General features: G+C 64.3%; 24 protein-coding genes. 14 read left to right on the plus strand and 10 right to left on the minus strand.

Annotated elements, in window-relative coordinates; all coding sequences use genetic code 11:
* Window positions 1-15 precede the first annotated feature (15 nt).
* Both IRI77_RS36865 and IRI77_RS36870 read left to right on the plus strand, forming a co-directional pair.
* A complete protein-coding gene (locus tag IRI77_RS36865; RefSeq protein WP_194449911.1) occupies window positions 16-1,644 on the plus strand; it encodes a response regulator in 1,629 nt (542 codons plus the stop codon).
* Between the two features lie 5 nt (window positions 1,645-1,649).
* Window positions 1,650-1,919 carry a DUF167 domain-containing protein gene (locus tag IRI77_RS36870; protein WP_194449912.1) on the plus strand — a complete coding sequence of 90 codons (270 nt, stop codon included), beginning with the start codon at window positions 1,650-1,652 and terminating at the stop codon, window positions 1,917-1,919.
* A gap of 3 nt (window positions 1,920-1,922) precedes the next feature.
* Here IRI77_RS36870 and IRI77_RS36875 read toward each other — a convergent pair whose 3' ends face one another.
* Together IRI77_RS36875 and IRI77_RS36880 are read right to left on the minus strand one after the other, a co-directional pair.
* Window positions 1,923-2,783 (minus strand): heavy metal-binding domain-containing protein, encoded by an 861-nt coding sequence (locus IRI77_RS36875; RefSeq protein ID WP_228486514.1) that lies wholly within the window; start codon window positions 2,781-2,783, stop codon window positions 1,923-1,925.
* A complete protein-coding gene (locus IRI77_RS36880) occupies window positions 2,783-3,559 on the minus strand; it encodes an SDR family NAD(P)-dependent oxidoreductase (RefSeq protein WP_194449913.1) in 777 nt (258 codons plus the stop codon). Before IRI77_RS36880 ends, IRI77_RS36875 begins: the two co-directional genes overlap by 1 nt.
* Window positions 3,560-3,592: 33 nt before the next feature.
* Between IRI77_RS36880 and IRI77_RS36885 the strand changes: the two genes are divergently transcribed.
* The 6 genes from IRI77_RS36885 to IRI77_RS36910 all read left to right on the plus strand — a co-directional run bounded on the left by IRI77_RS36885 (window position 3,593) and on the right by IRI77_RS36910 (window position 9,632).
* The gene (locus tag IRI77_RS36885; protein WP_194449914.1) at window positions 3,593-4,657 is read left to right on the plus strand and encodes a tartrate dehydrogenase; all 1,065 of its coding nucleotides are present in this window, start codon (window positions 3,593-3,595) and stop codon (window positions 4,655-4,657) included.
* Between the two features lie 81 nt (window positions 4,658-4,738).
* Window positions 4,739-5,110: a response regulator gene (locus IRI77_RS36890; protein WP_194449915.1), complete on the plus strand. Its 372-nt coding sequence runs from the start codon at window positions 4,739-4,741 to the stop codon at window positions 5,108-5,110.
* 26 nt (window positions 5,111-5,136) lie between these two features.
* Entirely contained in the window at window positions 5,137-5,673 is a 537-nt protein-coding gene (locus IRI77_RS36895) for a chemotaxis protein CheX (protein WP_194449916.1), read from the plus strand.
* Between the two features lie 10 nt (window positions 5,674-5,683).
* Entirely contained in the window at window positions 5,684-6,100 is a 417-nt protein-coding gene (locus IRI77_RS36900; protein ID WP_194449917.1) for a chemotaxis protein CheW, read from the plus strand.
* A 109-nt stretch (window positions 6,101-6,209) separates the two neighbouring features.
* Window positions 6,210-8,717: an ABC transporter permease gene (locus IRI77_RS36905; RefSeq protein ID WP_194449918.1), complete on the plus strand. Its 2,508-nt coding sequence runs from the start codon at window positions 6,210-6,212 to the stop codon at window positions 8,715-8,717.
* A gap of 87 nt (window positions 8,718-8,804) precedes the next feature.
* Complete coding sequence (locus IRI77_RS36910; protein ID WP_194449919.1) at window positions 8,805-9,632, plus strand: PEP-CTERM sorting domain-containing protein; 828 nt, start codon at window positions 8,805-8,807, stop codon at window positions 9,630-9,632.
* On the opposite strand, the gene IRI77_RS36915 is transcribed toward IRI77_RS36910, so the two are convergent.
* Complete coding sequence (locus IRI77_RS36915) at window positions 9,549-11,903, minus strand: SpoIIE family protein phosphatase (RefSeq protein ID WP_194449920.1); 2,355 nt, start codon at window positions 11,901-11,903, stop codon at window positions 9,549-9,551. The two genes, IRI77_RS36910 and IRI77_RS36915, sit on opposite strands and share 84 nt — an antisense overlap.
* 112 nt (window positions 11,904-12,015) lie before the next feature.
* On the opposite strand from IRI77_RS36915, the gene selD reads away from it, so the two are divergent.
* From selD to rbsK, 6 genes are all read left to right on the plus strand, one after another.
* Window positions 12,016-13,002 (plus strand): selenide, water dikinase SelD, encoded by a 987-nt coding sequence (selD, locus tag IRI77_RS36920; protein ID WP_194449921.1) that lies wholly within the window; start codon window positions 12,016-12,018, stop codon window positions 13,000-13,002.
* Complete coding sequence (gene pyrF, locus IRI77_RS36925; protein WP_194449922.1) at window positions 12,999-13,694, plus strand: orotidine-5'-phosphate decarboxylase; 696 nt, start codon at window positions 12,999-13,001, stop codon at window positions 13,692-13,694. Before selD ends, pyrF begins: the two co-directional genes overlap by 4 nt.
* A gap of 4 nt (window positions 13,695-13,698) precedes the next feature.
* On the plus strand, window positions 13,699-14,139 hold the full coding sequence (locus tag IRI77_RS36930) for a DUF2203 domain-containing protein (RefSeq protein ID WP_194449923.1): 441 nt from the start codon (window positions 13,699-13,701) through the stop codon (window positions 14,137-14,139).
* A gap of 50 nt (window positions 14,140-14,189) precedes the next feature.
* Entirely contained in the window at window positions 14,190-16,889 is a 2,700-nt protein-coding gene (locus IRI77_RS36935) for an ABC transporter substrate binding protein (RefSeq protein ID WP_194449924.1), read from the plus strand.
* A 65-nt stretch (window positions 16,890-16,954) separates the two neighbouring features.
* A complete protein-coding gene (locus IRI77_RS36940) occupies window positions 16,955-17,542 on the plus strand; it encodes a DUF507 family protein (RefSeq protein WP_194449925.1) in 588 nt (195 codons plus the stop codon).
* Window positions 17,543-17,624: 82 nt separating this feature from the next.
* A complete protein-coding gene (gene rbsK, locus IRI77_RS36945) occupies window positions 17,625-18,569 on the plus strand; it encodes a ribokinase (protein WP_228486516.1) in 945 nt (314 codons plus the stop codon).
* Here the strand turns inward: rbsK and IRI77_RS36950 are convergent.
* Genes IRI77_RS36950 through def form a run of 7 tightly spaced genes read right to left on the minus strand, consistent with a single transcriptional unit; the run spans window position 18,547 to window position 25,205 of the window.
* Window positions 18,547-20,172 (minus strand): hypothetical protein, encoded by a 1,626-nt coding sequence (locus tag IRI77_RS36950; RefSeq protein ID WP_194449926.1) that lies wholly within the window; start codon window positions 20,170-20,172, stop codon window positions 18,547-18,549. The two genes, rbsK and IRI77_RS36950, sit on opposite strands and share 23 nt — an antisense overlap.
* Window positions 20,169-20,852 (minus strand): tetratricopeptide repeat protein, encoded by a 684-nt coding sequence (locus IRI77_RS36955; protein WP_194449927.1) that lies wholly within the window; start codon window positions 20,850-20,852, stop codon window positions 20,169-20,171. Before IRI77_RS36955 ends, IRI77_RS36950 begins: the two co-directional genes overlap by 4 nt.
* A gap of 54 nt (window positions 20,853-20,906) precedes the next feature.
* Complete coding sequence (locus IRI77_RS36960) at window positions 20,907-22,112, minus strand: MFS transporter (RefSeq protein WP_194449928.1); 1,206 nt, start codon at window positions 22,110-22,112, stop codon at window positions 20,907-20,909.
* Window positions 22,113-22,124: 12 nt separating this feature from the next.
* A complete protein-coding gene (locus tag IRI77_RS36965; RefSeq protein WP_194449929.1) occupies window positions 22,125-22,502 on the minus strand; it encodes a VOC family protein in 378 nt (125 codons plus the stop codon).
* A gap of 54 nt (window positions 22,503-22,556) precedes the next feature.
* Window positions 22,557-23,714: a bifunctional glutamate N-acetyltransferase/amino-acid acetyltransferase ArgJ gene (argJ, locus tag IRI77_RS36970; RefSeq protein ID WP_194449930.1), complete on the minus strand. Its 1,158-nt coding sequence runs from the start codon at window positions 23,712-23,714 to the stop codon at window positions 22,557-22,559.
* Window positions 23,711-24,649 carry a methionyl-tRNA formyltransferase gene (fmt, locus tag IRI77_RS36975; protein ID WP_194449931.1) on the minus strand — a complete coding sequence of 313 codons (939 nt, stop codon included), beginning with the start codon at window positions 24,647-24,649 and terminating at the stop codon, window positions 23,711-23,713. Before fmt ends, argJ begins: the two co-directional genes overlap by 4 nt.
* A gap of 40 nt (window positions 24,650-24,689) precedes the next feature.
* Window positions 24,690-25,205, minus strand: a complete 516-nt coding sequence (gene def, locus IRI77_RS36980; RefSeq protein ID WP_194449932.1) for a peptide deformylase — start codon at window positions 25,203-25,205, stop codon at window positions 24,690-24,692.
* Between the last annotated feature and the right edge of the window lie 9 nt (window positions 25,206-25,214).

The raw sequence follows: 25,214 nt of genomic DNA on the forward strand, positions 1-25,214 counted from the left end.
CATATATCCTTTCGAATGCCAAGAATCCTTGTTGTGGAAGACGACGCGGATCAGCGTGAGATCCGTTGCCTGATACTGGAGCGGAGCGGCCACACGGCGCAGGCGGCGGCTTGCTCCGCTGATGCCCTGGCTCACGTCGATGCGCACGATTCAGACTGTGTTTTGATGGACTTGCGGTTACCCCGGCCCAGCGACGGGCTGCAGTTGATCCAGGATATCCGGGCGCGCGACGCGCGGCTCCCCCTGGTGGTCCTTTCCGGCTGGCCGGAGGATCTGGAGAAGAGCCCATTGGCCGGGGCGGTCAGCGCCACGTTGAAGAAGCCGGTGGCGACCGATCGCCTGCTGCGGACCATCAACCGCCTGCTGCCGGTCCTGCTGCTGCTGTTGATTTGTGCCGGGATGTCGAGGGCTCAAAGCCGGGCGTTCCCCTTCCAGGTGGCCCAGGCCGGGGAAGTGCTGGCGGAGCTCACGATGTCGTCGCCCGGGTCCGACTGGGCAGTGGCGGGTAAAGAAGGCTCTTTGGCGGCGATCAGCGTGGACGCGCAGCCGGCCCAGCACCTGATGGTGACCGGGCCCGAGCGCACTTACCACATCTTTCTCGGTCAACTTGCAGCGGGGCCTCATACCTTAAAGGTGGAACGGCAGGCCGCGGACTCGGCCGCCGGTGCCGGCCTGGCGGTTTTCGGCGCGCGGTTCGAGAAGTCCGGCAGCGACTTCATCGCGAACGCGCCCATCCTGCTGGCGCGCCTCAACACCTTGGGCAAGTTCACTGACGTGCCCCTGATGGCGTACTGCACACGGGGCCACGACGAAGACGGCTCCTTCCTGGAATACACGGTGATCTTCACCAATGAGGACGGCGGCACCTCGACGCGCGACCTCATGGCCCGCTGGGGCCGTACCACCGATATCGAGTACATCTATCGGGTTTGGCTGGATGCGGCCGGGAAGCCGAAAAAGACGCTCATCCAGACCAAGGGACACGAGGACGTACCGTACAACGGGATCCGGATTGGCTCGCACCCTGTACTCATGCCGGTGACCGATAACAATATGGTGGAGCCGGCCGCCGAGAACGCCTCGCGGCTGCGCTATCAATTGACTCCGGTGCTGGCCGACCTGAGCGACGGCGCCCGCGAGAAAGTCATGGATGCGGCTCCTTTCACCTATGAGATCGCGTCGAAGGAGCTGCAGCGGGAAGGGAAGCTGCGCCCTTTCGGAACCTTCCAGGGCGAGAATATCAGCGACGCGAGGAACTATCTGGTGGTGGAGCTGAAGGTGAGCTCGACACTGGCCGGTGTCCAGGTGCTCATCCAGCGCAAGGGCGAGAAGAAGTGGCGCGGCTCGGCCTTGGGCTTGGGGAAAGACTTCATCGAGCGCAGCGGTTGGGTTCGGACGCGTGTGGAACTGCCGCCCGGCACCACGGCTTCCGACCTGACGGGCTTTGGCGCGGAGTGCCTCTCGCAGCGCGATCTCGTACGCCAACCCATTGCAAAGAATGGACGTTGCGCTGTGGAAGCGATCGGCCGGATCTTCTTCCTGGACCGGGACTACAAACCGGGACCGCGCATCCCCATCGCGGGCTTCCCCGACGGTGGGTGGCAGATGGAGGCGGGCGAGTTGTTCACGCTGGCCCTGCAGTAATCCCCGTGGACCTGGACGCGCTGCGGAACTCGTTGAAAACAGACGGCCGTCTGGCTCTACAGATCCGGGTGATTCCAAAGAGTCCGAAGACTCAGTGGGCGGGCGAGCTCGGCGACGGATCCTTAAAGGTGAAGCTGGCCGCCGTGCCCGAGAAGGGCAAGGCCAACGAGGAACTGATCCGCTTCCTCGCCGGGGAGTTCGGCGTGCGCCGGCAGCAAGTGGAGATCGTGGCGGGCGCCACCAATCCACATAAACAAGTCCGGATCATCGCCTGACTATCAAAGCCCGCGCACGGGCACGGTGAAGACGGCGGTATTCACCACTCCCAGCCGCTGGAATTGCACCCACAGCCGGTGCATGCCGGGCCGTGGAAACACGACGTTGAACTGCAGATTCGGTCCGCCGCTGGCCAGGAACGGGTGGGTGTGGATCAGGTCGATCAGATCCGCGCTGGCGACCAGCATGTGCCCCCAGGCTCCGAGATACGGCTCAAGTCCATTGCCCGGCTCGAGCTCGAAGAACAACATCGTCTTGAGACCCGCAATCGGAGCGGCGGGCTCGGTGCGCAGCGCGACCTTCAGATTAGTTGCCGATTGCGGAGACGTCTGCGCGGCGAGACGCGGCGTGGCGAACGAGATCTGCCCGCTGCCCGCGCTGAGGATACTCAGGACGGCTAATTGCGGGGTTCCGCCCTCCGGATAGAAGTCGCCCAGGATCCGGTAGAAGCCAGCCTTCGGCAGCACGGTCTCGAACAGCAGCGTCCCGTCCGGTTGCGGCTCGGGGTGCTCGTGCGCGAAGAACGTTAGATCGCCGCTCACAATAAACAAGTGAAAGAGCTTCTCGTGGATCACCTGCAGCTTCGTGACGCGTTGATTGGTGTGCGGATCCCGGATCTCGAAGCGCATCCGGACCGGCTGGCCCGGTTTCCAGGCGGAAGGTGTGATGTCGAGCAGCAGGCGGTATTCGACCGGCTCCGGAATGCCTGGCACGAGCTTCATGCCGCAGCGCGGGCAGACCCCCGGTTTGGCCGACCGGACGTCCTTGTCCATCGGGCACAGCCACTCCACCTGGTCCTGCGGCGGTTGACCCAGCAGCACCGGCAGACCGGCGGCAGTGGCAAGGAAGTGTCGCCTGTACATCAGGAGGCGGGCTGGAACGGCCACACCGAACACGTGGAGAACCCGCCATCGACCGCGATCACCTGGCCGGTCACGTAATTGGCGCCAGGGCTGGAGAGATAGACCGCCAGCGGAGCAATGTCTTCGGCCGAGCCCATCCGCTGGTTCGGCTGCACCGAAGCGAGCCAGTTCTGCATCTCGGGCTTCTGCCACATCTCGCGGTTGAGGTCGGTCAGGATGAAGCCGGGCGCGATGCAATTCACCTGGATGTCGTACTGGCCCCACTCGGCGGCGAGGGCCCGCGAGAAGCCCGCGAGGGCCGATTTCGTAATGGTGTAGACCGTCAGGTAAGGCAGTCCCAGGATCGAGGTCAGGCTGCCGATATTGACGACTTTGCCGCCCTGGCCGCGCGCAATCATGCGTTTGCCGACGCCCTGGGTAAACTCGAAGATGCCGTGCAGGTTGGTGTTCAGGATGCGGTCGTACTCTTCGGGCGTATAGTCGGTGAACCGTTTGCGCAGGTTGATGCCGGCCACGTTGATCAGGATGTCGACGTCAGGGATGGCTTCGAGCGCCTTTTCCCGGGAGTCGCGGGAGGCGATGTCGAGCTCCACGGCGTCGGCCTGCAGACCCTCCGCCCGCAGCGACCGCGCAATGTCGGCGAGAGCCGGCAACGAACGTGCGGCCAGGATCGTGTGGGCGCCCGCGCGGGCGACTCCTTCCGCGATTGCCTGTCCAATGCCCCGGCTGGCTCCAGCGATCAGGGCGGTTTTGCCGGTGAGTGAAAACGGGTTCACATGGGCCATGTCCCACAGGCTAGCATGGACGTTATGAAGAAGCTGTCGATTGCCCTGTTGCCGGGAGACGGCATTGGAATGGAAGTCGTTCCGGCGGCCCGCAAGGTGTTGGAAAAGAGCGGCGCCGCGGCCGGCGTACACCTGTCGTTCGAGCAGTTCGACTGGGGCTCGGATCACTATTTCCGCATGGGCCAGATGATGCCCGTCGATGCCTTGGAGCGGTTGCGGGCGCACGACTCGATTCTTCTCGGTGCCGTGGGGCATCCCGACATTCCTGACCACATCACTCTGAATGGCATGCTGCTGCCCATCCGGCGCGGCTTCGATCTCTATGTGAACGAGCGGCCGGCCTATCTCTACGCGGGTGTCGAGAGTCCGCTGAGAGGCTACGAACCCGGAGCGATCGATATGGTGGTGGTGCGCGAGAACACTGAAGGCGAGTACACCAACGTCGGTGGGTTCGTCTATCACCATCTGCCGGAAGAGGTAGCCATCCAGACCTCCGTCTTCACCCGGCATGGCTGTGAGCGCATCATTCGCTATGCGTTCGACCTGGCGCGGCGCCGCAACCAGAAACGCAAGGTGGCTTCCATCACGAAGTCGAATGCGCAGGGTTACGGCATGGTGTTGTGGGACCGCATTTTCCGCGAGGTGTCGGCCGAGTATCCCGACATTGAGACGGAATCGCTGCTGGTGGACGCGGCGGCCATGAACTTCGTGCGGCGCCCGGCCAGCTTCGATGTCGTGGTGGCTTCGAACCTGTTTGGCGACATCCTCAGCGACCTGTCGGCGATTGTGACGGGCAGCATCGGGCTGGCGCCCAGCGCGAATCTGGACCCGCGCCGCAACGCTCCATCGCTGTTTGAGCCGGTGCACGGCTCGGCGCCCGATATCGCGGGCAAAGGCGTATCGAACCCCCTGGCGACGATTCTGGCGGCGGCGATGATGATGGACCACCTGGGCGAACCGGAGATGTCGGCCTCGATTGAAGGCGCCGTGCGCGCGGTGCTCGCCGACGGCAAAGTGCTGACCGCCGATCTGGGCGGCCGGAGCACGACCGCGGACGTGACAGCCGCCGTGTTGGCCCATTTGGCCTGAGTCACAACTTTTCGCACATTCTCCTCACACAGCCGGCACAGGCGCCGATGAGCCTTCCAGAGCTAGGGAGGCTTACGTTCTATGTCCTTGGACGTGATGATCGTCGACGACTCGGCGGCCATACGCAAGATCCTGCACAGGGTACTAATCCAGGCCGATGTGCCTCTAGGAAAGGTGATCGAGGCCGGTGATGGCCAGGAGGCCCTGGATAAGTTGAAGTCCGCGATGGTCGGGTTGATCCTCTCCGACATCAACATGCCGAACATGGACGGGCTGCAATTGCTGGGCGCGCTGAAGACCCAGGAGGCAACGAAGGCGATCCCCATCATTATGGTGACGACTGAAGGCAGCAGCGCCAAGGTGATGGAGGCGGTGTCGTTGGGCGCCTCGGGCTATGTCCGGAAGCCTTTCACGGCGGAGCAGATCAAAGAGAAGCTGGCGGGGCTCATCTAGGCCGGTTGCCCAACAAGGAGAGATCCATGACACACGAGAGACTGGTGACGATGATCCGTCAGGCGACGAAAGACGTATTCGCCACGATGCTGGGCATCGAACTGGAAGACCACCCCGAATACCTGGGTGTCACAGCGCCCGGCCCGAGTGAAGGCGTATTGGCGATTGTGGGACTGGCCGGCGCCTGGGCGGGGTCGGGTTCCTTCTCCTGTTCCGCGTTGATGGCACAGAAGATTTCGGGCCAACTCCTAATGCAGGAGTATTCGGCGATCGACGACGACGTGTTGGACGCCATCGGGGAGGTGACCAACATGGTCCTGGGGAATGTGAAGACGGTGCTGGAGGAAGAACTGGGCCCGATGGGGTTGAGCATCCCGACGGTCATCTATGGCCGGAACTTCACGACGCGGAATGTGGGCAAGAGCCAATGGACGGTGGTCCCGTTCCAGTGCATCGGGGAAGTTGTGGAGGTGCATCTTTGCCTGGAGCCGGGAAAAGAACTCTCGGCGAAGATCTCCGTGGCGCAGCAGCAGGTTCCGGCGATCTTGACGATGCTCGGATAGGAGGGCCGCCATGGCGGTCGGCGAGCGATTCCTCGTGGTTCGGTTGGCCGGACAGGAGTACGCGATTCCTTCCGGCCGGGTCTGCGGCATGCTGCAGACGCGTGGTGTGGAATTGCAGCGTGTGGATGGCCGCGGTGCACTGCGCTATCTGACCAGCGTGCACGGCCGGACTGTGCCCATCTATGTTCCGAATCGCACCCTGGGCCTCGCGGAGCGGGCGATCTCCGCCCGCAGTTGCCTGCTATTGATCCGCCAGGCGGAAGCCGATACGGAGGCCCTCCAGGAAGCCGAATTCGCTCTTGCGGTCGACTCGGTCTCGAGGCTGGAGGTGCTGCCTCCGGCCGCGGTGCGGGCGAACGCCGGCCTGGTGCGCTTGGGCGACAAGTGGCGGACAGTGCTGGACTTGGAGGCTCTCCGGGCGGCTTGACGGTCCGATCTCAGCCCGGGCGACATCTTCTGGATTGCAGGGATCACCCAAATCAGGATTTCAACGAAGATGTTACACACCGCGACGACCCTCATTCGTATATAGGTCCATGCGAGGCATCGGACCGGATTTCAAGTACGCTCTGCGCACCCTGGCGCGCAGCCCATTGTTCACCCTGGCGGCCGTGTTTTCACTGGCCCTGGGCATCGGCGCAAATACAGCGATCTTCACCCTGATGGATCAACTGCTGCTGCGGCTGCTGCCCGTCAAGGACCCGGCCCAGTTGGTCATGATCTGGTCGAACGGCCCGCACATGGGCAATAACAACGGGGACCGCGCGCAGTCCTATCCGATGTACCAGGCGTATCAGAAGCAGGCATCCTTCTTCTCCCATGTCTTCTGCCGCTATCTCGACAGTGCTTCCCTGAGCGTCGACGGGCAGACGGAACGGGTGATCTCGGAAATGGTCTCCGGCAACTACTTCGATGCGCTGGGCGTGAAGCCCGCCGTCGGCCGGGTCTTCTCCCCCGAACTGGACGACCGGACCTATAAAGGCCATCCGACCGTAGTTCTCAGCTACGACTACTGGCTGAACCGCTTTGGCGGCAAGGCCTCGATTGTGGGCCAGAAAGTTCTGGTGAATAACTACCCGATGACCATCGTCGGGGTCTCCGCGCCCGGGTTCCTGGGCCTGGATCCGGCGCGGTCGCCGCAGATCCGGGTCCCCATCCAGATGGCGCCCATTATGACGCCCGGCCGCGACAGCATGGGCGAGTACCGCAGCCAGTGGATCCAGATGTTCGCGCGCTTGAAGCCCGGTGAGACGGTGGACACCGCGCGCGGTAAGCTGCAGGCGATCTTCACGCGGCAGTTGGAATACGAATCGACGTTGCCCGGCCTGAGGACGGCCTCGAAGTACCAGATGGACCGCTTCTTCAAACGGAAGGTCCGGTTGGAGCAGGCCTCGAACGGCTATTCCGACATCCGCAATGACTTCGGCAAGGCGCTGATTGTGCTCATGTCGATGGTGGGCCTGGTGCTGCTGATCGCGTGTGCCAATGTGGCCGGGCTGCTGGTGGCGCGGGCCGTGGCACGGCAGAAGGAACTGGCGGTCCGGCTGGCGATTGGAGCCTCCCGCAAGCAGTTGATCCGCCAACTGCTCGTCGAGAGCCTGCTGCTCTCCATCGGGGGCGCGCTGCTCGGGATCGTGCTCTCGGTCTGGACCATCAAGGGCCTCATCGGCTTCCTGCCCGAGCACGGGACTCCGCTCATGCTGACGGCGTCACCCGATTTGCGGATCCTCCTGTTCAACCTGCTGCTGGCGGTGTTGACTGGTTTGCTGTTCGGCGTGGCTCCGGCTTTCTTTGCGACGCGCATCGACCAGTGGAACGTGTTGAAGGATGCGGGCGGCGCGGTGTCGGGCACGGGCGGCGGAGTCCGCCTGCGCAAAATCCTCGTAACGGCGCAGGTCGCGCTGTCCTTCCTCCTGCTGGCCGGCGCCGCCCTGTTCTCCAGAAGCCTGGGGAACCTCAAGGGCACTTCCACCGGCATCCAGGGCATGTCGAATCTCGTGACGTTCCAGGTGAACCCGTCACTGAACGGCTATACAGTGGAGCGCGAAAAGGCCTTCTACCAGGAGTTGCTGGCGAATGTGCGGGGCCTGCCCGGAGTGCAGACCGCCGCCGTCGCCTCCGTGCCGATCCTCCACGGCTGGGAATGGGACTCCAGCATGTCGGTGGAAGGCCATCAGAACAAGGACGGCGAGGACATTCAGGCCTTCATGAACGCCTTGTCGCCCGGCTACTTCCAGACGATGGGCATCCCCGTGCTGGAAGGCCGCGACCTGCGGGACAGCGATATCGGGGATGACGTCAAAGTAGCCGTCGTGAACCGCGCGTTCTCTGAGTATTACTTCGGCAAGGGTAGTCCAATTGGACGGCACATCGGCTTTGGCGGTGGTCCGGACACCAAGCTCAGCATCGAAATCGTGGGCATGGTGGAGAACACCTTGTACGAAGGGCCGCGGGAGGGCGTGCACCGGCAGGTGTTCGTGCCGAGGTTCCAGTCGAAGTTTCCGGGCTCGGTGGCATATTACGTCCGCGGAAGCATGGATACGAAGTCGATGATGGCCGGGTTGCGTGAGGCCGTGCGGCGGCTGGATCCGCGCCTGCCTCTGTATGAAGTCACGACGCTCGAGAACCAGCTCGACCAGACCCTGTCGACGGAGCGGATCATTGCCGCCCTGTCCATTGCGTTCGGCTGCCTGGCGACGCTGCTGGCGGCCATCGGGCTGTACGGCGTCATGGCGTTCGTCGCGGCCCGCCGCACGCGCGAGGTCGGGTTGAGGATGGCGCTGGGGGCTCAGCCCTTCGATGTCCTGCGGTTGATGATGCGGGAAGTCATCATCCTGCTGGTGGCCGGCTTGGCCGTGGGGGTTCCCTCCGCCTATGCCTTGAGCAAGTACATCTCGTCGCAGATGTTCAATGTGAAGGTGAACGATCCGTGGCTGGGCCTGGCGGTGATCGGGCTACTGGCGGGCGTGGCCCTGCTGGCGGGCTTCCTGCCGGCGCGCCGGGCCAGTACGGTGGATCCGCTGGAGGCGCTGCGCTACGAGTGAGGCGCGGCGCGCGCCGCCCATTGGAAAAGTGTCGCCTGAATGACAAAAGCCGGCGCTTTTCGTCCGGGACTCTGTTATTCTCGTCCGATGTCCTGGGCTAAACTTCTCACTCTGGGTTTGCTGGTCTCCGCACCCTTCGCGACCGCCAGTCCGGTCACTGCGTCCTCGTCCCTGCAGGGCGACGTGTCCGATCAGGGTTTTGCCAATCCGGTCGTCTACTTCACATTCATGGGCAAGTCCACGAATGTTAACGGTACGGTCTGGCGCGCATTTTGGGTTTTCGACCTGCCCTCCGGCCTCGCACCCGTCACGGAAGCGACGTTTGTGGTGCAACCCAGCGGCTACTTCGGCGATGGCGCGCAACACACGGTCGTGTTCACTGACTTTTTGCTGTCTCCCTCGCTCCTCTCGGCGAGCTACACGGCGGGCGACGCGACCGGGCAGTCGATCTTCGCCGACCTGGGTGCGGGCGCCGTCTATGGCCAGTTGAATGTCGTGCCCTCCGACGCCAGGGTCGATTGCAGCACCCCCTCCTGCACCGTCCAACCAGGCCATACCCTTTCGCTCAAGTTGAATTCGGCCGGCCTTTCCGCCATCAACGCGAAACTCGGTGCGTCCTTCGTGATCGGCGGGTACGTGTCCACCACCAGCCCCAACCTTGTCGGTGATTCGGACGGCGTGCAACTGGGCACTTACTTCAACCACAGCATCGCTGAACTCCAGCTCCAATCCGTGCCGGAACCGGGCACGGCGAGCCTGTTCGTGCTGGCTGGCCTGGCCGCATTCGCCAGACAGCGCTTCCGGCGTAGATCGCCCGGTTCGCAGGCTGCGCTAGGCGCTGCGCCGGGCCACGATCAGCGTGATGTCGTCGTGTTGCGGGGCTCCGGCGGCAAAGCGCGTCAACGCCTCCAGTAGTTGATCCGCCGCCGCCTGGGCGCCCGCTCCGGGTGCGGCCCGCAGGGCGTCCAGCAGCCGGTCTTCTCCGAACTCTTCGCCCTGGGGGTTGCGGGCCTCGGTCACGCCGTCGGTGTAGAGCACCAGCATGTCTCCGGGCTGAAGGGCCGCCTCCGCCTGTTCGTACTGAGCCCGCCGCGTCATGCCCAGCCCGACGCCCGGCGTCTTTAGCCAGTGGTGCTCCCCCGTGGCTCGCAGCAGCAGGCTCGGATTATGGCCGGCACAGGAATAACGCAGGGCGCCGCCGGCTGGCTCATACACCCCGTAGAAGAACGTCGCGAAGCGGTTGGCTGGGGACGCGTCGTACACCAGCACGTTCAACTTGGCCATCAGTTCGCGCAGATCCGTCACGCCGCCCAGGATCAGGCCCCGCAGCGACGCCTGCAGCCCCGCCATCAATAGTGCGGCGGGGACGCCCTTGCCCGCGACATCGCCGATGGCCAGGCCGACGGCTCCGCCGGGTGTCGTGAGGAAGTCGTAGTAGTCGCCACCCACCGATTGGGCGGGCACGCAGCAGCCGGCGAGGTCGAGCCCCTGTATCTGTGGGGCGCGCTTGGGAAACAACCGCTGCTGGACCTGGCTGGCGATCTCGAGCTCATTGTTCAAACGTTCGCGCTGCGCGGTTTCCGTGGCGACCGTGGCCGTGAGCCGGGAGACATCCAGGGCGAGCGCGGTCTGGCTCGCGACCGATTCCAGAAGTTGCAGGTCGCGGCGCGAGTAGGGCTCCTCGGAGAGCTTGGGGCCCAGGCGCAGGGCGCCGTAATCCTGGTCGGGCGTCGTAAGCGGCAGGATGAGGTCGCCAAAATCCTGGTAGCCGCCGGCGGGCAGCAGTTCAATGCGGGTGATATGCAGTGCGGCCTGGATGCGGTCCTGCACGATCTCCAGCAGTTTCTTGGGGTCCGTAATGCGCCGGACCTGGTTGGAAAGCTCGATCAGCACCTGCTCGGTATTCACCGCCTCGCGGAAGAAACGGCGGTCCACCCAGGCTCGGACGTGATCTGTGCCATAGCTGACCACCATAATCCCGGCGAGGCAGAGCAGGGTGACAATCCAGCCGCGGCCGCTGAAGGCGACCCAGAGTAGGATGGCATTGACCAGCAACCGCAGGGCAGTCACCGTGCGGGAGGCGAGCAGTCCCTGGCGGAAGACCACGCCAAGGTCGAACAGGCGGTCAACGAGCATGCTGTAGGCCAGTGTGACCGGGATCAGGATGGGAGCCAGCACGCCGGGCATGAGCAGCCAGATCGGGTAGTCGTTCAGGTCCCGGTTGAGCAGCACGGCTGAGACCATCAGCGCGGTATTCGGCAGGATGCCCAGCATGAGCCCGGCGAGCATCCAGCGCATGCGGCGGCGTGCGGCGGGATGGGTTTCGGCTCGGAATTTCACCAGGAAGCACAGCAGGCCGAGGCCAATCAGGGCAAAGTGCCACGACTGGGTGAGTGCCTTCGGGAGATGTTCCAGAGGCCGGAGGATGGCCCAGACCTTGGGCTCGGCGAACATGCCGGCGACCAGCGCGGCGCGCGCGGCGTCATGCGGCGTATAGATGACAATCGCGGCGAGGGAGATCCACGACAGCGGCCCCCGGCGCCAGCGTCCATCGGGAAAGAGCAGCGCGACCGCGCACCAGGCGGCGGGCCAGGCGTTCGAGAATACGTCCAGCAAAATGGCGGTTCCGCTCATCCACACGCCCCAGCTATAACGCTCGTAGCCGTTGGAGCGTTGCATGAAGGCCAGGCTCAGCAGCAACCAGAGGATGGCGAGGGCGGTTGGGTCGGAGGGCCGGCGGAAGGCAACCAGGAAGCCGAGCCCGATGCAGAGGACGGGCAGGATGATGTTCAGGCCAAGGGTGAACGCAAAGTCGCCCAACTCGGTCATGGTCTGGATGGGGGTCACCAGATCGACGGTGCGGGGCGGACCGTCCCCCGTACGCACCGTAAATTGGACGTGCGTTCCACCCGGCCTGGCGAAGAACTCATGGGCGGCATCGAAGCCGGAGTGGATCGGCACCCCGTTGACCGCCAGCAGCGTGTCCCCTTCCTTGATTCCGCCGTGCGTCGCAAACTCCTTCACCTGGCCCAGGGCGAGGTTCTCGGGATCAATGACTCCCGGAATACGCGGGACTTGCTGGAAGAGTGGCGTGAGCGAAGTGTAGATGAACCGCGCCTCCACCGCTCCGCAAATCACCAGCAGGGCGGAGAGGGCAAGGCGCTGTTTCCAATGCGTCAAGTCCAAATTATAGATCCTGTCCGTCGGTGGCCGAGGATTCCTGGGCATCAGCCGGAAAACGGCGGCGTTGCATGCTGGATAATAGATCCAGGCCGCAGTGGCCTTGAGAGCCTTTGCAATGAAGAAATTGACCGCGCACGTCAAAGCCGCCGGTTGAGCGTCCAAGCTCAGTCCAAAGGTTTTGGACCAGGTGCTGCCAGGCGTTCCGCGCCTGCGCAATTCTAACGTTCTGGTGGGGTTTGATACGTCGGACGATGCCGGCGTCTACAAGCTCAGCCCGGAGTGTGCCCTGGTGCAGACAGTGGATTTCTTCACGCCAATCGTCGATGATCCTTACACTTACGGGGCCATCGCGGCGGCCAATGCGTTGAGCGATGTGTACGCGATGGGTGGGCGGCCGGTAACCGCGTTGTCGGTGCTGTGCTACCCGGGCAAGGGCGACCTGGAGGATCTGGAAGCGATCCTGAAGGGCGGCGCCGAGAAGATGATCGAGGCGGAATGCGCGGTGGTGGGCGGGCATAGCGTGAACGACGAAGAGATCAAATTCGGCTATGCGGTGACGGGCACGGTTCATCCTGACAGGATCTGGACCAATGCCGGCGCGCGGCCGGGCGATGTTCTGGTACTGACGAAGCCGCTGGGCACGGGTGTGATCTCGACGGCGCTGAAACGCGGCTTGGCCAGCGACGAGCATGTTGCGGCGTCCATCGCGTCGATGCTGAAGTTGAACAAAGTGGACACCGAGGCCCACGGCTGCACCGATGTTACTGGCTTTGGCCTGATGGGCCATGGGCGCGAGATGGCGCTGGCCAGCAACGTGACCTTGGAGATTGATTCGTCGGCACTCGAGTTCCTGGCAGGGGCATTGGAGTATGCCGCGGCGGGGGCTGTGCCCGGCGGGCTGAACAACAACCGGGCGTTTGCGTCCTCGTGCGTCCTGGTGAGCGAAGGAATCCGGCCCGAAGTGGAAGCCCTGCTCTACGATCCTCAGACCTCGGGCGGGTTGCTGTTGTCGCAATCGCCGGAGCAGGCCGAGGGGCGACCCGTGGGCCGGGTGATTGGCCGTGTCCTGGAACGGGGCGCAAAGCCCATTCAAGTCTTATGAACTACAACCCCATCATTGTTGCCCTCGACGTGCCGGACGCCGGAGAGGCGCTCAGCCTGGTCGACCGGCTGGCGACGACCGTCGATTTCTATAAGGTCGGCCTGGAGCTGTTTACCGCCGAAGGTCCGGCGGTGGTCCGGGAGATTATCGCCCGGCGCAAGCAGGTCTTCGTGGATCTGAAGATGTACGACATCCACGAGACCGTCAAGCGGGCGGCGGCGCGCGTGGCCGCCTTGGGCGGCAGCCTGTTGACCGTCCATTCCAGCCCGCAGGTGATCCGGGCGGCTCGTGAGGCGGCGGCCGGTACGAATCTGCGGATTCTGGCTGTGACCGTGCTGACGAGCTTCGACCAGGCGGATCTGGAAGACGTCGGGATCACGGGCCGCACGGTGGCCCAGCAGGTGGAATGGCTGGCCGCGAAGGCGGTGGACGCCGGGGCAGACGGGCTGGTGTGCTCGCCCCTGGAGGTGGAGCGGCTGAGGAGCCTGATCCCGCGCGAGACGCTGCTGGTGGTGCCGGGAGTCCGGTCGGCTGGCGCGGATCATGGTGACCAGAAGCGTGTCGCGACGCCCACGTCGGCCATGGAGGCCGGAGCCAGCTACCTGGTGGTGGGCCGCGAGATTACCAGGGCGGCGGAACCGGCGGCCGCGGCGGATGCGATCCTGCGCGCGCTGGGAACTCAACTACACTAAGGCCATGGCTCGCTTTTTCACGCTCGAGCAGGCGCAACAGCTGGTGCCGGAGGTGCGCCGCATGCTCAATGAAGCGGTGGAGGCGCGCGCCGAACTGGAGGAGTCGCAGCAGGAGATCGCCGAGTGCATGCGGAAAGCCCACCAGATGGGCGGCGTGGACCTCGACACCGGGCGGCTGGTGTTGCTGCGAAAACGAGTGGATGAGCTGGGAAAAAAGCTCAAGGAGATCCTCGATCAGTTCGAAGAGTTAGGGATACAGGTGAAGGATCTCAACATCGGGCTTGTGGATTTCCCCACGAAGTACCGCGGTGAGGAAGTATTGATCTGCTACCAGCTCAACGAGACAGGTGTCGGCTACTGGCACGGTCTGGATGAGGGGTTCCGAGGCCGCAAGAGGATCGACCGGGACTTCCTGGATCATCACGAAGGCGATCTCGTTCATTAATCCGGGCACCCGGGAGATGAGTTGACATGGCTTGCCGGGGAAAGCGTCGAATGATCGCTCCCTCGCATGGAATGACCATTCTGTGCCTGTTGGCGATGACGGCCGGAGTGCGGGCGGGCCAACCGTCCACGCCGGGCGCGGAGGTGTCTCCGCCCAAGCGCAATGTCCTGATCCTGAACTCCTATCACCAGAACTTCCCCTGGACGAATGATCTCGTGCTGGGCGTGGAGGACGTGCTGTCGTCGCTGCCTTTCGAGGTGGAGGTCTGGACGGAGTTCCTGGACGCGAAACGCAAGAGCGGCCCGGCCCACGAGGCCTGGATGCAGGAGACTCTGCGGGAGAAGTACCGGACCCTGCGGCTGGATCTCATTGTTTCCTCGGACGACGACGCCCTCCAGTTCCTGCTGAAGCACCGCGACAACCTGTTCGGCCCCGTGCCCGTCGTATTTTCCGGAGTTTCCAGCCCGGAGCTCATCCAGCAACTGCCGAGGGATTCGTACACGGGGGTAGTGGAGGAGTTTGATCTCCAGAGCTACCTGGACACGGCGCTGCGGCTCTTCCCGAAGGTACGGCACGTGTTTGTGGTCTCCGACGCATCGGCTTCGAACCAGGTACACCTGCGGGCGTTGCGGAACATTGCACGGCGGCGGACTCCGCTGCATTTCGAATTCCTGGACGGCTCGCTGCTGTCGTTCGGCCAGATCCTGGAGCAGTTGCGGGCGTTGCCGCCGGATTCCATGGTGATGACGACGAGCTTTACCCACGACAGTTCCGGCCTGTATGTGCCGCTGGCGGACGCGGGCGCCCAGATCGTGCGGGCCGCGGGGGCGGCGCCTGTGTTCAGTCCGAACAGCGCGCAACTGGGCCAGGGGCTTGCGGGGGGCTGCGCCAACAACGGCCGCGCGCATGGCCTGCAGGCCGGCAATCTCGCGAAGCGGGTGCTGGAAGGCGCGGCGCCCGGGGGCATGTCGCTGGTGCGGCACGGCGTGCTCCAGATGGTGCTCGACTATGCGGTGCTGGAGCGGCATGGGGTGGCCCCCGGGCTGATCCCGGCCGGCGTGCTGGTGATCAACCGGCCCGACAGGATGACCGATTTCTATGCCCGCAACCGCCGTCTGCTATGGGCCGGCGCGGCCTTTACACTGATCCAGTTCCTGATCATCGCCGCGATGGTGGCGAATGTCCTGCGGCGGCGGCTGGCGGAGCGGCAACTGCGCGCCAGCCAGGCTCACCTGGAACGGGCCCAGAAGCTGGCCCGCCTCGGCAGTTGGGAAAAGGATCCGCACACGGGGGCGCTTCGCTGGTCCGATGAGGTCTACCGGATCCATGGGCTGAATTCGGAAATCTTCGAGCCTACGTTCGACCACCTGATGGAACTTGTCCATCCGGATGACCGCGAGCGCATCCGGACCATGGCCATGACGGCCGATAAGGAGTCGCGGAACCGGGCCATGGAGTACCGGATCATGCGCCCGGACGGCCGGGTCCGCCACGTCCGGTCCTACGGCGAGTTCACCCAGTTGCGGGACGGCCGGCACATGGTGATGGGCACGGTGCAGGACGTGACGGAGATGAAGGAGATTGAGGAGCAGTTCCGCCATGTGCAGCGCGTGGAGTCGCTGGGTACCCTGGCCGGCGGGATTGCCCACGACTTCAATAACCTGCTGACGGTCATCAACGGCTACAGCCAAATGCTGCTGGGGCGCATCGGGGAAGGGGACCAGAACCGCCGGCTGCTGGTCGAAATTCAAAGGGCCGGGCAGCGCGCGGCCGACCTGACGAGGCAGCTTCTGGCGTTCAGCCGCAAGCAGGTGCTGCAGCCGCAGGTTCTGGATCTGAATGAAGTGGTTGTGTCCATGCAGGGTTTGCTCGTCCCTCTGCTGGGTGAGACCGTGGAACTTCGATTCCAGACCGCAAAGCCGCTGATGAGGGTGCGGGCCGACCGGACCCAACTGGCGCAGGTCCTGCTGAACCTGGCGGCCAATGCGCACGATGCGATGCCGGTGGGCGGCGCGTTCACGATCCGGACCGCGAATGAGGAGATCACCGAGGCGCGCTCGTCCCAGTCGATGGATCTCCAGCCGGGTTCCTATGTGGCGCTGTACGCCATGGACACGGGCTCGGGCATGGACGAGGCGACGCGGGAGCGGATTTTTGAGCCGTTCTTCACAACCAAAGAGGTAGGGAAGGGCACCGGACTGGGGCTGTCCAGCGTGTATGGAATCGTGAAGCAGAGCGGTGGGCACATCTCCGTCTTCAGCAAGCCGGGCCAGGGCGCGACGTTCCGTATCCTGCTGCCGGCGGTGGGTGACCCGGAAGCCGAGGCCGCGGTGCAGTCGTGGGGGCCCGGCAGGCAGGCCAGCCAGCACGTCATTCTGCTGGTGGAAGATCAGGGGCAGGTGCGGGAACTTGCGCGGGAGACTTTGTCCCAGTTGGGCTACCGGACGTACGCGGCGTCCAGCGGCGAGCAGGCGCTGGAACTGTTCGGCAAGGCGGATCCACCGGTGGAGCTACTCATCACCGACGTCGTGATGCCGGGCATGAGCGGACCGGAACTCGCTGAGCGGCTGCTGCAGCTCAATCCCAGGCTCGGCGTGCTCTACATCTCGGGCTATCCCGGTGATTCATTGGAATACGAGAACGGTTCCGGGACGGGTCGCATCCTGCGTAAGCCATTCCTTCCGAAAGACTTGGAAGTCATGGTGGAGGAAATGCTCGCCGCGGTGGGTGAACCTGACGGAGTGGAATGATTTGGAGCGCTTTTCCGCATGCTGCTAGACTGGAAAGTAGTCCGGTTAGCTTCTGAGTTCGCAGGATGCTCCTCGCCAAAGAATTCGTCACTTATCTAAGCCGCCAACTGGCAGCAAAGCTTGGTTCCAACATCATCGAAATCTCCAACCCCACCGCCGTGGCGGAGTTGATGGGGACGATCATTACCGATGAGTTGTCCGTGGAAGACAAGCTGAATGACGAGGTGCGCACGCTGTTGGAAGAGTACTCCGTGTACATGTCCAACAACAGCATCAGTTATTCGGAGATGTTCCGCCGCATCAAGAACCAGTTGGTTGCCCAGCGCAAAGTGGTGAAGGCCAGCGGCCGCGATACCGGCGATCCGATGAAGCTGAGCCGCGACAAGATCAACGAGATCTCGCATAAAGTGGTCACCGCGCTGCGCAAATCGCGGGATTGCCGCTTTCGCCGGGATTCCAATGACGTGCGGCTGGAACTGGTCCGGCTGATCTCCGAGATCCTGCAGAATGAAGACAAGGCGGAGAAGGCGGCACGCGCCAAGATCCGCACGATGAAGAAGGAAATTCCCGAGGGCAGCGAGGAGTGGGATCTGCTGCACAAGCGGTATTACGCCGAAGAGCTCCGGAATTTCGGTATCGACCTGGCTCACTAGTCCAAGCGTCCCCCCCAAGGCCCGTCCCTCCGCGCTCCTGGGCCTTCCCCTCGTTCGTCCCCGCCTGTGCAGTAAGATACCCATGATGCAGATCCCCTCGTTGGTCGTCACCGGTTCGTTGAACATGGACTTTGTGGTGCAGGTCGACCGTCTGCCCGCGCCCGGAGAGACCACGCTGGGCGGCAACTTCCAGATGATCCCGGGCGGCAAGGGCGCGAACCAGGCGTGCGCAGCCGGGAAGCTGGCGACGAACGGCCGGGTGCGGATGGTGGGGTGCGTCGGGCTGGATCCGTTTGCCGACCATCTGAAGGCGAGCCTGGCGGCGGCGGGCGTGGACGTTTCCACTGTGCGTGCCGCGCGGCAGACCCCCACGGGTGTGGCGCTGATCTGGGTGGAGAAGTCGGGGCAGAACTCGATCGTGGTGGCTCCGGGTGCCAATGCGATGCTGGCGCCGGGCGATATCGAGTCGGCCCACGCGGCTTATGAAGGAGCGCGTTGCGCCCTGTTCCAGCTCGAGACTCCGCTGGAGGCCGTGGCGGCGGCGATGCGCGCCGGCCACAAGGCAGGGGCGCTGACGATCCTGGATCCGGCTCCGGCGCGGCGGCTGCCGGCCGAGTTGCTGGCGCTTGTCGACATCCTAACTCCGAACGAGAGCGAGGCGTGCATCCTGCTGGATCGGGTACCGACCCGGGTGACCTTTGCCGAGGCGCCGGAGATCGCCAGGGCGTTGCGCGCTCTGGGGCCGAAGGCCGTGGTGTTGAAGTTGGGTGACCAGGGCTGCTTCTACTCGGATGACCAGCGGGAACTCGCCGTGCAAGGTTTCACGGTCGAGGTAGTGGATACAACCGCGGCGGGCGATACGTTTAACGCGGGATTGGCCGTGGCATTGGCCGAGGGCTTCGAAATCCCCACGGCATTGCGGTTTGCCAACGCGGCGGCGGCGCTCTCCGTGACACGCCTGGGCGCACAGGCCTCGGCGCCATCGAGGGAAGAAGTCGACGCGTTTATTGCCCGGTCGGACGGGTAGCGAGCACGGCCCAGTCGGAGTTCGAATAGACCGGCGTGGCGGCCGGGGGCCGATTGGCGGTGCGGACTACGATGTAGTCGACGCCCATGGCGCGATAGTCTTCCAGCGGCAGCAGCGGCAGTTTCGCCTCGTGCACAGCGTTCCAGCGTTGCCACCACAGGCGGGCAAAATCCTCCAGCAGATTGGCCTGCCCGCCGCCCTTCCAATCGACATAGATGCTGCGCTTGGCATCGTTACGGAAGACGCCGGGCTGCAGGCCGTGGCCGACATCGGCGAACAGGAACATGGCGTCCTGCGGCGTGGACTCGTGTGCCCAGGCAGAGAGTGCCCGCAGTGGAGCGGTGTGGAGCACAGGATAGTTCCGGACCCCGCCGAAGCCGGGGATCAGGAAGATCGCGGCGGCGGGTACCAGGACGGCCGTGCGCGGCCACTTTACAGCCATGACCGCGACAGCGGCCAGGGCAAGAACGAGCGTCAGTTTCCGGGCGTCCGGCACCGTGAAGAGCTGAATCACGAGGCCGTTCGTGGGAATTGCGAAGACCACGACGAACCAGGCGAACGCTTCCAGGCGGCGGCCCGCCGTGGCGGCGTGCCATCCGGCAGCCACGCCGAGCAGCAGGGCCATGGCAGTGATGAAGAGCACGGCGCGGGCCGGCTGGAACTGCGGCATGAGGATCCACTTGCCGACATCCAGCAGCAGGTATTGCAGCGGCACCATCAACATGCCGTAGACGGCCACGGCGAGTGAGAAGAAGCGGGCCTCCGGCGACAAGCGCGTCCGGATGCGCCACCAGGCGCCCGCGCTGAAGAGCAGCAGGGCCGGATATTGCCAGAACCAGGGGCTCGGCCAGAACTGGATCCAGTTGTACATCGCCCGGAACTTCTGCACGGTTTCGAGCTGGGTGGGGATGACACCGAACCAGACCTGCCGTTCCGTCTCCCCATGCTGCAGGGTTGCGCAGAGGAGCACCGTGCCGATGGCGGCGGCGCAGCCGACGGCCAGCGGCCAAAGCTCCCTGCGCGATTTGGAGACCAGGAAGTAGAGGGCGGCGCAGGCCCAGAAGGGAGCGGTGGAGGTGGGGTGGTAGATGGTGGCCAGGAAGGCCAGGACAGCGGACACGCGCCAGTAGCGGTTGGCGGCGCAGCCGAAGGCGCCCATTAAGAGGAGGATGGCGAAGGCGCGCGGTACGGGCTCGTACTCCAGGGTGAGGACCGCCGGGCCGTTGATCACGGCGCCGAGTCCGAAGCAGGCGGCGGCAAAAAGGGCGGCGGGCAGGCCGAGTCCCATTGCCTGGGCGAGCAGGAAGGCGCCGGCCAGGCCTATGAAGCGGAAGACGAGCTGCTGGCCGCCCAGGACCTGTTCCAGGTCCGCTCCGGTGAGGTGGCGCAGACCGAAGGCGATCTCGTCATACAGGGTCCAGGTAACATGCGGGCGAAGGGCGAGTTCGTCCTTGGGAACCAACGCCGGATCCAGCATGCGATCCAGCATGGGCGCGTAGATCTGGGTATCGGACTGGAGCCAGGTGTGGCCCGGAAACACGAAGAAACCCAGCAGCGTCAGCACCAGGAGAACGAACGCGATGGCCGGGTACTGCTGCTTCACTTCTCGGGCGTCTTTTCCAGTTGTTGCTTGGTCCAGAGGCGCTCAGGGTGGAGTTCCTGGCTCTTGGCGAGGGCCTTGCGGGCATCGGCGTTGCGCGCCAGTTTGCGCAGGATGATGCCCTTCCACAACCAGGCGTCGGCATCCTTGGGATCGAGTTCCAGCGCCTTGTCGACATCCTTGAGAGCGAGTTCGGGGCCGCCGCCGAAGGAGGCCGGCAGATAGTAGTTGCCGACGGCGCGGCTGAGGTAGCCGGAGGCGGCCTTGGGCGCCAGCTCGACGGCCTTGTTCACTTCGTCGAGGGCGCACTTGCCGTACTTCATCCCGGCGAGCACGTTGGCGGGGATCACCTGGCCGCAGAGCGTGCCCAGGATCCTGTGGTACTCGCCCATGTTGGGCTTGAGGGCGACGGCCTTTTCGGCCACGCGGATGCCGGCCTCGGCGGCGCCGCGGGCGGCGTTCTTGTCGCGCAGCTCCATCGAGACTTCCGCGCGGATCAACTGGGCCTGGGCGGCTTTATAGAGGACCGCGGCGTCATTCGATTTGGCCTGGGCCTCGGAGTCGGCAGCGGCGGCGATTTTGTCGAGGGCCGCACGGTCCTGGGCGTCGCGCGCCTTGAGGAGATCGGCCGGCAGATCGGCCGCGAAACAGGATGCCATCAGAAGGGGAAGCAGGATCCGCATGGAACAATTCACCATTCTATCCAGACGCGTCTCGCAGGGCGCGTGGTTACCAGATCATAGGGCGGCGATCTTGCGCTGAACCAGCAGTAGGTAGAGGGCCAGACATGCCAGCACTACGCCATACACCGTGACAACAATGGGCGCACCCAAGTGGGGCACCAGGGAGCCGGTGATGAGGCTGCCGATGGGCATGCCGCCGCGGAAAGCAACGTTGTAGATGCTCATTACGCGGCCTCGCATTTCATCGGTCGCCACCATTTGCACCAGCGAGCTGAGGAGTGAAAAACAGGCGATCAGCCCCATGCCGGCCAGGAAGAGGAAGACCAGGGCCACGTATAGATTGCGGCTCAGGGCAAAGGCCGCCTCGAAGACGCCGAGCCCGATGAGGGCCAGAATCGCATCGCGGCCCACGCCCGCGCCCTTGCCGCGCGCGGCCACCATCAGCCCGCCGCAGATGGCGCCGGCCGCTTCCACCGAAAGCAGAAGAGTATAGGTGGCGGCCGTGCCCCCGAAGACTTCCTTGGCGAAGACGGGCAGAAAGACGATGATGGGGATGCCCAGGAACGTACAGACGAAGGCAACCCAGATGAGCGGCAGCATTTCGGGCTTCTGGCGGATGAAGGCGATGCCGCCCTTCATGCTCTCCATTACGGTCTCTTTGGTCTTGCCCGGGGTGAAGTCGATGGTGATGAGCAGCAGCGAGATGATCACCGCCACGAAGCTGAGGCCATTCAAGCCGAAGCACCAGGCGGCGCCCAGGCTGGTCAGGGCAAAGCCGCCGATCACCGGGCCGATGACGCGCGCCAGGTTGAACTGGATGGAGTTCAGGGCGATGGCGTTGGGCAGGTTCTCGCGGGGGACCAGGGAGGGAATCAGCGACTGATAGGCGGGTGCTCCAAAAGCCTGAGCGACGCCCACGACGAAGCTGAGGGTGAGGATCTGCCAGACGCTGGCGTGGTTGGTGGCGAAGAGGATGGCCAGCAGGAAGGCGCAGCTCATCTGCACGAACTGTGAGACGAGCAACACCCGGCGGCGGTCGAAACGATCGGCCGCGACGCCGGCGAACATAGCCAGCACGAAGATGGGCGTCCCGCCGAGGAACGAATCCAGCCCGAGATAGAAGGGCGATCCGGACAGCTTCAGCACCATCCAGCTTTGAGCCAGACTCTGCATCCAGGTCCCAATGCTGGAGGTGCAGGCGCCTGCCCACATCAACCGGAAGTTTCGGGATTCGAAGGCGGTAAAGATCCGGCTTAGCAATGGGCGGTACCGTTACGGCAGAGGCTGGGGACGCGAGATGAGATGCAGAATGTTGCCATCCGCGTCAGCGAAGAAGAGCAGGCGGTTGCCTTTGAGGTTGAGCGGTTCCCCGAGGAACTTGACGCCCTTGCCTTTCAGGTCTTCCTGGCCGGCGTCGAAGTCGCTGACCGAGACCGCGATATGGCGGATGCCCGGGGTGCGCATGGCGGTTTCGGGCGCATTGCCCTGTGATGGAATGATCTCCAGCATGGCGCCGTCGGGGGCTTTCACGAAGAAGTTGCCGTCGTATTCGTGATTGATCCGGAAACCCAGCGTGTCGACGTACCACTGTGCGAGCCGCTTTGGTTCAGGGGAGGCCAGGGCCGTATGCTCCAGTCCAGTGAACAACATTATCTAAGTCTAGCAAGCGCACCCGCGTTTCGCGCCGCCGAGGGACGAGAGTTTTCAGGTGCGGTAGCTGGCGTTGATGTCGATATAGCCATGGGTGAGGTCGCAGGTCCAGAAGCGGCAGGAGCCCTTGCCCTCGCCAGCAATGAGGAAGCGGATGCTGCAGTCCTTCTCGTCGAGCCTGGTCTTCAGGGCTGCCTCGTCAAACGGGGCGGCGAGTCCCCTGCGGCAAACTTTTACACCTTGCAGGAAGATGTCGACCTGTTCGGGTTCAAAAGTCGCGCCGGAGTAGCCGGCCGCGCACAGGATGCGGCCCCAGTTGGCATCGCTGCCGGCGATGGCGGTCTTGACGAGTGGGGAGTTGGCGATGGCGCGGGCGATGCGGGTGGCGGAGGCCTCGTCCTTCGCCCCTGAGACTTCGATCTCGACGAACTTCTGGGCGCCTTCGCCATCGCGGGCGATCTGTTTGGCGAGGGACTGGCAGACCTCGTCGAGCGCGGCCTGGAACTCTTCCCGTTTGGGCCTGATGCCGCTGGCGCCGTTGGCCAGGACCAGCAGGGTGTCGTTGGTGCTCATGTCGCCGTCGACGCTGAGCCGGTTGTAGCTGCGGCCGACGGCCACTTTCAGGCAGGACTGGAGGACGGTGGGCGAGACGACGGCGTCGGTGACGACGTAAGCGAGGGTGGTCGCCATGCCGGGATGGATCATGCCGGAACCCTTGGTCATGCCGGCCAGGCGCGCTCCGCCGGCTTCGGCGTAGGCCACTTTGCGGACCAGGTCCGTGGTGAGGATGGCGTCGGCGCAATCGAGGAACTTGCCGGCGGTGAGCCCTTCAGCGAGGGCGGGCAGGGCATTGGTGATGAGGTTGGGATCGAGTTCCATGCCGATGACTCCGGTGGAGGAGGGCAGGATCTCGGCGGCCTTGCAGCCCAGGGTTTTGGCGGCGGCCCGAGTGGTGGCCAGGGCGACCTTGGCTCCGGTGCGGGTGGCGCAGTTCGCGTTGCCAGCGTTGACCAGCACGGCGCGGGCGACGCCGCCGGTCTGGACCAGGTTCTCGCGGGATAGTTTGACGGGCGCGGCCTGCACGCGGTTCGTCGTGAAGACGGCGGCGGCGGACGCCGGAGTGTCCGACACAATCAGCGCCAGATCAGGTTTGGCGGCCTTGCGGATGCCCGCATACAGAGCGGAATAACGGAAGCCGAGGGGCAGGTTCACTTCGAGGACTCTCCCAAAATATCGGTGTCGGACAGGCGCTGTCCGTTCAGGAAGGCTGAGGCGTCGACCCGCTTGCGGCCTTCCACTTGAATCTCCAGCAGTTCCAGGGCGGTGGAGGCGCCGCAGGCGGCGAAGAGCTTGCGGCCGGAGGTGTAGAGGGCTCCGGGTGCCCGATCGCCCGCCGGTTCAGCGGCTACACGGCATCGCCATATGTTGAAGCGTACACCACGAAACGTCGTCCATGCTCCGGGCCAGGGCAGGAAACCGCGGGCGCGATTGTGGATGACGGCGGCGGGCTGGTTCCAGTCGATGAGCCCGTCTTCGCGCTTCAGGATGGGGGCGAGGGTGGCCTCGGCATCGTTCTGCGGGCTGCGGGTGATCGTTCCGGCGAGCAGGCCGATGAGTGTTTCGACCAGCAGGCCAGCGCCAAGCGCGGCGAGCCGGGGTCCGACTTCCAGGGCGGTCTCTTCCGGGCCGATGGGCGTTTCAGCCTTCAGCAGCATGTCGCCGGTGTCGAGGCCGGCGTTGATCATCATGGTGGTGACGCCGGTGAGGGTTTCGCCGTTGGCGATGGACCACTGGATGGGGCCGGCTCCGCGATATTTGGGGAGCAGGGAAGCGTGGACGTTGATGATGCCGTAGGGCGGCAGGTCAATGATTGCCTGCGGGATGATCTGCCCATAGCCGACGACGACCATGGCGTCCGAGTGGAGCGCGGCTAGTTCGTCGACGCAGCGCCGGACGCGTTCCGGCTGCCGGACTTCGAGTCCCAGGCGCAGGGCGGCCTCTTTGACGGGGGATAGAGCAAGTTCCTGGCCGCGGCCCTTGGGCCGGTCAGGCTGGGTGTACACCGCCACTACCTCGTGACCGGCCTGGACGATTGCCTCCAGCGTCGGCACGGCAAATTGCGGCGTTCCTAGAAAGACCAGTTTCATCGGCTACCCTGGTGGCGCGGGCTTGTGGCCCGTGGGGCCGTTACTCCCACTCGCCGGCTTTCGCCAGTTTGCGGATCTTGCGGCGGATGAGGTCGCGCTTCAGCAGGCTGAGGTGGCTGAGGAACAGGACGCCGTTCAGGTGGTCGATCTCGTGCTGCATGGCGCGGGCCAGCAGTTCCTCGCCGTCGATGTCGAAGCTTTCGCCGTCGACGTTCCGGGCGCGGACCGTCACCTTATTGAACCGCTTGACGTCCTCGCGGAAGCCGGGGATGGAGAGGCAACCCTCTTCGCCAATCTGGCTGCCCTGTTTCGAGACAATCTCCGGATTGATCAATACGATCCGGGCATTGGGGTCTTCGCCCGCCGACGGATCGATGACCGTCAGGCGTTGAGAGAGCGCGACTTGGGGGGCGGCCAGACCGATACCCTTGTTCGCGTACATCGTCTCAAACATGTCTTCCACCAGCTGTTTCAGCTCCGGGGTGCCGAACTCCGCGATCGGCTGGGCCACCTGTTCCAGGACAGGGTCGCCATACTTAACTATCCGCAGAACCATCGTAGTACT

The sequence above is a fragment of the Paludibaculum fermentans genome (assembly GCF_015277775.1).
In the GTDB taxonomy this organism is placed as follows: domain Bacteria; phylum Acidobacteriota; class Terriglobia; order Bryobacterales; family Bryobacteraceae; genus Paludibaculum; species Paludibaculum fermentans.

What these genes read in the sequence shown, in the direction of transcription:
- IRI77_RS36955 (WP_194449927.1), bottom strand. Translation starts at nt 20,852, where the DNA reads ATGCGGATCCTGCTTCCCCTTCTGATGGCATCCTGTTTCGCGGCCGAT.
- fmt (WP_194449931.1), bottom strand. Translation starts at nt 24,649, where the DNA reads ATGAAACTGGTCTTTCTAGGAACGCCGCAATTTGCCGTGCCGACGCTG.
- IRI77_RS36890 (WP_194449915.1), top strand. Translation starts at nt 4,739, where the DNA reads ATGTCCTTGGACGTGATGATCGTCGACGACTCGGCGGCCATACGCAAG.
- IRI77_RS36895 (WP_194449916.1), top strand. Translation starts at nt 5,137, where the DNA reads ATGACACACGAGAGACTGGTGACGATGATCCGTCAGGCGACGAAAGAC.
- IRI77_RS36910 (WP_194449919.1), top strand. Translation starts at nt 8,805, where the DNA reads ATGTCCTGGGCTAAACTTCTCACTCTGGGTTTGCTGGTCTCCGCACCC.
- def (WP_194449932.1), bottom strand. Translation starts at nt 25,205, where the DNA reads ATGGTTCTGCGGATAGTTAAGTATGGCGACCCTGTCCTGGAACAGGTG.
- IRI77_RS36965 (WP_194449929.1), bottom strand. Translation starts at nt 22,502, where the DNA reads ATGTTGTTCACTGGACTGGAGCATACGGCCCTGGCCTCCCCTGAACCA.
- rbsK (WP_228486516.1), top strand. Translation starts at nt 17,625, where the DNA reads ATGATGCAGATCCCCTCGTTGGTCGTCACCGGTTCGTTGAACATGGAC.
- IRI77_RS36885 (WP_194449914.1), top strand. Translation starts at nt 3,593, where the DNA reads ATGAAGAAGCTGTCGATTGCCCTGTTGCCGGGAGACGGCATTGGAATG.
- IRI77_RS36905 (WP_194449918.1), top strand. Translation starts at nt 6,210, where the DNA reads ATGCGAGGCATCGGACCGGATTTCAAGTACGCTCTGCGCACCCTGGCG.
- IRI77_RS36940 (WP_194449925.1), top strand. Translation starts at nt 16,955, where the DNA reads ATGCTCCTCGCCAAAGAATTCGTCACTTATCTAAGCCGCCAACTGGCA.
- IRI77_RS36875 (WP_228486514.1), bottom strand. Translation starts at nt 2,783, where the DNA reads ATGTACAGGCGACACTTCCTTGCCACTGCCGCCGGTCTGCCGGTGCTG.
- pyrF (WP_194449922.1), top strand. Translation starts at nt 12,999, where the DNA reads ATGAACTACAACCCCATCATTGTTGCCCTCGACGTGCCGGACGCCGGA.
- IRI77_RS36930 (WP_194449923.1), top strand. Translation starts at nt 13,699, where the DNA reads ATGGCTCGCTTTTTCACGCTCGAGCAGGCGCAACAGCTGGTGCCGGAG.
- IRI77_RS36865 (WP_194449911.1), top strand. Translation starts at nt 16, where the DNA reads ATGCCAAGAATCCTTGTTGTGGAAGACGACGCGGATCAGCGTGAGATC.
- IRI77_RS36935 (WP_194449924.1), top strand. Translation starts at nt 14,190, where the DNA reads ATGATCGCTCCCTCGCATGGAATGACCATTCTGTGCCTGTTGGCGATG.
- IRI77_RS36900 (WP_194449917.1), top strand. Translation starts at nt 5,684, where the DNA reads ATGGCGGTCGGCGAGCGATTCCTCGTGGTTCGGTTGGCCGGACAGGAG.